Source organism: Azospirillum isscasi (assembly GCF_030849505.1).
GTDB classification, from domain to species: Bacteria; Pseudomonadota; Alphaproteobacteria; order Azospirillales; family Azospirillaceae; genus Azospirillum; species Azospirillum isscasi.
Window position 1 is genome coordinate 1 of record NZ_JAUJFI010000248.1, and the last position, 5,539, is coordinate 5,539.

The window sequence follows — 5,539 nt, forward strand, 5'->3', positions numbered from 1 at the left end:
CGACGGCGCCACCGGACGACAAAACGCTTCGGCGTCGCCGCCCTCCCAAACGTCGCCCTCATTTAGCGGATGCACCATTTAGGGACTTCCGTCCGCCATCATCCGCCAACAGCGGCGTCAATCCACCGTAAAGTGTGGGGTCGACTGTGGGGAATGCATGTTCCAGAAACGAAGAAAGCCCAAGCAAATGAATTGCTTGGGCTAAATTCGTGGCGGAGGGAGAGGGATTCGAACCCTCGATACCCTTTTGGGGTATACACACTTTCCAGGCGTGCGCCTTCGACCACTCGGCCACCCCTCCGCAGAGGCCGCGTTTATATCCAGCCCGAAGGCGGTGCGCAAGCCCCTGATATCACTTTTTCGGAAAAATCTTGCACCGCCTTCGTGATGATCCGCGGGGCGGATCGACCGCCCCCCCTTCCCTTCAGCCCAGGCCGCGGACCAGATCGGCCACCGTGCGGCACAGCAGATCGATGTCCTGGTCGCGCGACAGGCGGTGGTCGCCGTCCTTGATCAGCGTGACCCGCACATCCGCGCCGGTCAGCCGGTCGGCCAGCGTCAGGCTGACCTGCCAGGGCACGTCGGGGTCGGCCATGCCGTGCAGCAGCCGCACCGGCTTGTCGAAGGCGATGGGCTGGCGCAGCAGCAGGTGGTCGCGCCCGTCCTCGATCAGGGCGCGGGTGATCGGCTGCGGTTCCGGGCCGTAGTCGGACGGGCGCAGCCAGCGGCCCGTTTCCAGGATCTCGCGGCGGACGGACTCGTCGAACAGATCCCACATCAGGTCCTCGGTGAAATCCGGGGCCGCGGCGATGCCGACCAGGCCGGCCACCCGCTCCGGACGGCGCAGCGCCGTCAGCAGCATCATCCAGCCGCCCATGGAGGAGCCGACGAGGATCTGCGGCCCAACCGTCACGCGGTCCAGCACGGCCAGCGCGTCGTCGGCCCACAGACCGATGGTGCCCTCGTCGAACCGCCCGCTGGACGCGCCGTGGCCCTGATAGTCGAAACGGGTGAAGGACAGCCCCTCGCCCGCCGCCCAGGCTTCCAGGGCCAGCGCCTTGGTGCCGGTCATGTCCGACATGAAACCGCCCAGGAACATCACGCCGGGGGCCAGACCTTCCGGGTCGCGGCCCGGGATGTGACGATAGGCTATGGTCGCGGTGCCGCGCTTCAGGCTATGGTGCGCGCCGCCCGGCGACGGGACGGGGCCGGCTGCGGGTTCGGTCATATCGGACACCTCTGGGCCAGGACTTTAGGAATCTGTGACTATGGACGTCGAATCCCAGCTTAGCACCGGCGAGGACCCGCGCAACCCGGCCAGCGCCTTCACGGCGGGCGGGCGCCGCCCCGTCGTTCTCCAGGTGCTTCCGGCGCTGGTCACCGGCGGGGCGGAGCGCGGCTGCATCGACGTGGCGCTCACCCTGGCCCAGGCCGGGGCGCTGCCGCTGGTGGCGTCCGAAGGCGGGCCGATGGCGGCGGAGCTGGACCGCGCCGGCATCCGTCACATCACCCTGCCGCTGGCCTCCAAGAACCCGTTGGTCATCCGCCGCAACGCGCGCAAGCTGGAGGCGATCATCCGGGAGAACGGCGTGGACATCGTGCACGCCCGCTCCCGCGCCCCGGCCTGGAGCGCCTGGCTGGCCTGCCGCGCCACCGGCGCGCGCTACATGACCACCTTCCACGCCCCCTACAATTACAAGAACGGGCTGAAGCGCTGGTACAATTCGGTGATGGCGCGGGGCGAGCGGATCATCGCCATCTCCGACTTCATCCGCCGCCACATCCTCGACAACTACGCCGTCGATCCCGCCGTCATCCGCACCATCCACCGCGGCATCGACCCGATGGCCTTCGCGCCGGAGCGGGTCAGTTCCGCCCGCATGATCCAGCTCGCCCAGAAATGGCGGCTGCCCGACGACAAGCCGGTGATCCTGCTGCCCGGCCGCCTGACCCGCTGGAAGGGCCAGACGGTGCTGATCGACGCGCTGGCGAAGCTGGGGCGCAAGGACGTCTGCGCGCTGCTCGTCGGGTCCGACCAGGGCCGCGCCGGCTACCGCCAGGAGTTGGAGGAGCAGGTGCGCCGCGCCGGGCTGGAGGGCGTGGTGAAGATGACCGACCATTGCAACGACATGGCCGCCGCCTACCGGCTGTCCACCGTCGTCGTCTCCGCCTCGCAGGAGCCGGAAGCCTTCGGGCGGGTGATCGTCGAGGCGCAGGCCATGGGCCGCCCGGTGATCGTCTCCGCCATCGGCGCCTATCAGGAAACGGTGGTCCCCGGCGAGACCGCCTGGGTGGTGCCGCCCGCCGACCCCGACGCGCTGGCCAAGGCGCTGGACGAGGCGCTGTCCCTGACGCCGGAGCAGCGCGACGCCATCGGCGCCCGCGCCCGCGCCTTCGTGGCCGAACGCTACACCAAGCAGCGCATGTGCGCCGACACGCTGGCCGTCTATGCGGAGCTTCTGGCCGAGCCCCGGCGCTCCCAGGGCCGCTGAGCAAAGGCCGCTGAGCAAGGGCCGCTGGGTCGCCGCTCCTTCCCGCCCGTCACACCACCGGACATCATGACCGACATCGTCCAACTTTCCGGCATCGCCTCCGTCATCGACCGTTACGACGGGGTCATCCTCGATCTGTGGGGCGTCCTGCACGACGGGGAGCAGCCCTATCCCGGCGTGCCGGAATGCCTGGACCGGCTGAACGCGGCGGGCAAGGTGATCTGCCTGCTGTCCAACGCGCCGCGCCGCACCGGCGGCGTCATCGCCAAGCTGGAGGGCATGGGAATCGGGCGCGGGCGCTACCACCATGTCATGACCTCCGGCGAGGCCGCCTACGACGCGCTGCGCGACCGCGACGACCCGTGGCACGCGGCGCTGGGCCGGCGGCTGTACCACATCGGGCCGGACCGCGACATGGACGTCTATCAGGGGCTGGACTACACGCTCGCGGCGTCGCCGGACGAGGCCGATTTCGTCGTGAACACCGGCATCGTGGATTTCGGGGAGCCGCTGTCGGCCTATGAGCCGGCGCTGGAGGCCTGCCGCCGCCGCAACCTGCCGATGATCTGCGCGAACCCCGACCTGATCGTGATGGTCGGCGCCCAGATGGTCATCTGCGCCGGCACGCTGGCCCAACGGTACGAGGAGATGGGCGGCGACGTGTTCTGGCACGGCAAGCCGCACGCCCCCGTCTATGACCGCTGCCTGTCGCTGATGGGCATCGCCGACAAGCGGCGCATCCTGGCCGTGGGCGACAGCCTGCGCACCGACGTGGCCGGGGCCAACGCCGCCGGGATCGACGTGGCGCTGGTCACCTTCGGCATCCACCGGGAAGAGCTGGGCGGCGCCTGGGGCGAGTCCGTCGATCCGGCCAGGCTGGCCGCCGCCGCCGACGCCTCCGGCCACCGCCCGACCTACGGCCTTCCCAGCCTGCGCTGGTGAAACGGACGGCGCCCCTCCTCCGCTCAGTCGAAGGGGGGGATGGCGTCGTCCATGGCTTTGCGCAGAATGCTGGACGGCCCGTCTTCGGAAAAACCGCGAAGTCCGATGGCGTTGCGGAAATAGCTGACGATGAAGACGCGGATGGAGGCGGTCAGATTCGCTTCCCCGCGCCTTTGGTCAATCTGCGTGCAGATGTCGTTCAGCGTCAGCCCTTCACGCTCGCAGATTTCCTTCAAGGAGTCCCAAATGTAGGGCTCCATCCGAAGACTGGTGCGTCGGCCGGAAACCTTGACATTGCGGCAGACCAGGACCGGCCCTTCCTTGTTCCCCTGTCTGCCCGCCATATCGATGCCCTTGGTCCCCTGCCGTCGCGGAAAGGCGTCTGCGTTTCCGAAGAATATACATTCACTTGTATGATGATATTGCAAGCGGCGTGTGCGCACAAAGCCAATTTCGACCGAGGGTCGCGATCCCGCGCAACGGCTCCCCGTTCCCGCCGCGGTCCGGTTCGGGGCCGGACAAAAGCCGCTTCCCTTCACGGCCGGCTTCGCTGTACCAGTGCTTCGATGGGCCGGCACAAGCTGTAGTGGTCACTTCCGGTGGAGGGCGAGCGATGGGGCGACCGGCGGCGTGGGGGATCGCGGCGACGCTGATGGCCGGGATGGTTCCCGTCCTGCCGGCGCGCGCGTCCGACCTGCCCATCGACCGCATCCGTGCCGAGATGACCCGCCTCGTCCCGCCCCTCTGGACCGTCGAGGAACTGACGGCGGAGCCGGTGCCCGTTCCGGCCCCTGAGGGCAAGCCCGCCGAGAAATCCGCCGACTCGCGGACCGCGGTCGGAATCGGGGCGAGACTGCGGCTCGCCAAGCCAACCTATGCGGTCGAAAGCCGGGACGGGGCCATCACCTTCATCCGCCCCGTTGCCGAGGCCGGGCTGGCGAAGACGCTGACCGCCACGGCGCTCGCCACGCTCGGCCCCAACGGGTGGAGCGCGCACATCGAATTGCGGAATCCGGAGGTGCTGGACGGCATCGGCCTGCCGCTGGAGGAGTTGCCGGGCCACCCGGTCCTGGCCGGCTCCGCCGAGGCCAACCGCCTGCGCGACCGGATCGCCCGCGAGGCCGAGGCCCGCATCGCCGAGGAGGACGCCCGCCGCCGCCGCGAGGAGGAACTGCTCGCCCGGCAGGCCGCCGCCACGAAGGCGGAGGAGGAGCGCGCCGTCGCCGAACGCCGGCAGGAGGAGAGCCGCGCGGCGCGGATCGCCGATCTGCGCGCCCGGCTGCTGGGCGCCGACCGCCCGGCGCGGATCGCCGCCTATGAGGCGGCGCTGGGCGGCAACGATCCGGCGCTGCGCCAGATCGCCATGGAGGGGGCGCTGCAGAGCCGCGACCCGGTGCTCGGCAATCTGGCGCTGAAGGACTGGATCGCCCGGCGCAAGGCGGTGCCGGTGCAGCTCTACGCGACGAAGGAGGACCCGCACTCCGAAACGGTGCTGAACAATCTGGGTCCGCTGACGCTGGAGATCGATTCCTTCAACCCGGTCAACGGCGCGTTGGCCGGGCGGCTGGGCGCCCCCGGCTACAGCATCGCCAAGCCGTCCGCGTCCGTCGGCGCGCTGGCCCAGACGGCCCTGACGGTGAACGCCTATGGCTGCGCCCTGTCGCTGCGCCTGACCGAGCATCAAACCCTGGACGGGTTGTTCCGCTGCCAGACCCTGCCCGCGCTCATCGCCCGCGTCGTGGTGGATTGAGGCGGCGGATGCGCCGGGTCGCCCTTTCCTTTCTCGCCCTGCTGGCGCTGCTGGGCGCCCCTTCGGCGCGGGCGGAGGAGGCGGAGCCGGTCCTCACCCTGCGCCCGCCGCCGACCGCCCTGCTGCCCCGGCTGACGCCCCTGGCGCAAAGCGGGAAAGGCGCGCCGCAGGCCCAGGCACCGCTGCTGCCGTTGCCGGTGCCGGCCGCGCCCGTGCCCCCGCCAGCTTTCCCCAGCGATGGCGGCGGGGGGCAGCGTCTCCAGATGCGTGTCCACCGCCTTGGCCCCCGCGTCGCCGAAGGCCGCGTCGTCGGTGATCAGGATCGACTGGGCCGACGTGTCGTGCTCCGCCTGGG

Annotated in this window: 5 protein-coding genes, 1 tRNA gene and 1 pseudogene; 3 read left to right on the plus strand and 4 right to left on the minus strand. The window is 70.1% G+C overall.

Features of this window, described 5'->3' with window-relative positions; genetic code table 11:
* Positions 1–210: 210 nt before the first annotated feature.
* Together QSG27_RS27380 and QSG27_RS27385 are read right to left on the minus strand one after the other, a co-directional pair.
* Positions 211–301 (minus strand) — tRNA-Ser (locus QSG27_RS27380).
* A 123-nt stretch (positions 302–424) separates the two neighbouring features.
* Entirely contained in the window at positions 425–1,228 is an 804-nt protein-coding gene (locus QSG27_RS27385; RefSeq protein WP_306711806.1) for an alpha/beta hydrolase, read from the minus strand.
* A gap of 40 nt (positions 1,229–1,268) precedes the next feature.
* Between QSG27_RS27385 and QSG27_RS27390 the strand changes: the two genes are divergently transcribed.
* Together QSG27_RS27390 and QSG27_RS27395 are read left to right on the plus strand one after the other, a co-directional pair.
* Positions 1,269–2,492, plus strand: a complete 1,224-nt coding sequence (locus QSG27_RS27390) for a glycosyltransferase family 4 protein (protein WP_306711808.1) — start codon at positions 1,269–1,271, stop codon at positions 2,490–2,492.
* Between the two features lie 66 nt (positions 2,493–2,558).
* Entirely contained in the window at positions 2,559–3,434 is an 876-nt protein-coding gene (locus QSG27_RS27395; RefSeq protein ID WP_306711810.1) for a TIGR01459 family HAD-type hydrolase, read from the plus strand.
* A 23-nt stretch (positions 3,435–3,457) separates the two neighbouring features.
* Here QSG27_RS27395 and QSG27_RS27400 read toward each other — a convergent pair whose 3' ends face one another.
* Positions 3,458–3,778, minus strand: a complete 321-nt coding sequence (locus QSG27_RS27400; RefSeq protein WP_306711812.1) for a ribbon-helix-helix domain-containing protein — start codon at positions 3,776–3,778, stop codon at positions 3,458–3,460.
* 269 nt (positions 3,779–4,047) lie between these two features.
* Between QSG27_RS27400 and QSG27_RS27405 the strand changes: the two genes are divergently transcribed.
* Positions 4,048–5,184: a hypothetical protein gene (locus tag QSG27_RS27405; protein ID WP_306711814.1), complete on the plus strand. Its 1,137-nt coding sequence runs from the start codon at positions 4,048–4,050 to the stop codon at positions 5,182–5,184.
* Here the strand turns inward: QSG27_RS27405 and QSG27_RS27410 are convergent.
* A pseudogene (locus QSG27_RS27410) lies at positions 5,115–5,539 on the minus strand (histidinol dehydrogenase); the annotation flags it as partial. The gene QSG27_RS27405 and the pseudogene QSG27_RS27410 overlap by 70 nt on opposite strands.

Coding starts and splice junctions, on each gene's coding strand:
- QSG27_RS27385 (WP_306711806.1), bottom strand. CDS start 1,228: ATGACCGAACCCGCAGCCGGCCCCGTCCCGTCGCCGGGCGGCGCGCAC.
- QSG27_RS27405 (WP_306711814.1), top strand. CDS start 4,048: ATGGGGCGACCGGCGGCGTGGGGGATCGCGGCGACGCTGATGGCCGGG.
- QSG27_RS27395 (WP_306711810.1), top strand. CDS start 2,559: ATGACCGACATCGTCCAACTTTCCGGCATCGCCTCCGTCATCGACCGT.
- QSG27_RS27390 (WP_306711808.1), top strand. CDS start 1,269: ATGGACGTCGAATCCCAGCTTAGCACCGGCGAGGACCCGCGCAACCCG.
- QSG27_RS27400 (WP_306711812.1), bottom strand. CDS start 3,778: ATGGCGGGCAGACAGGGGAACAAGGAAGGGCCGGTCCTGGTCTGCCGC.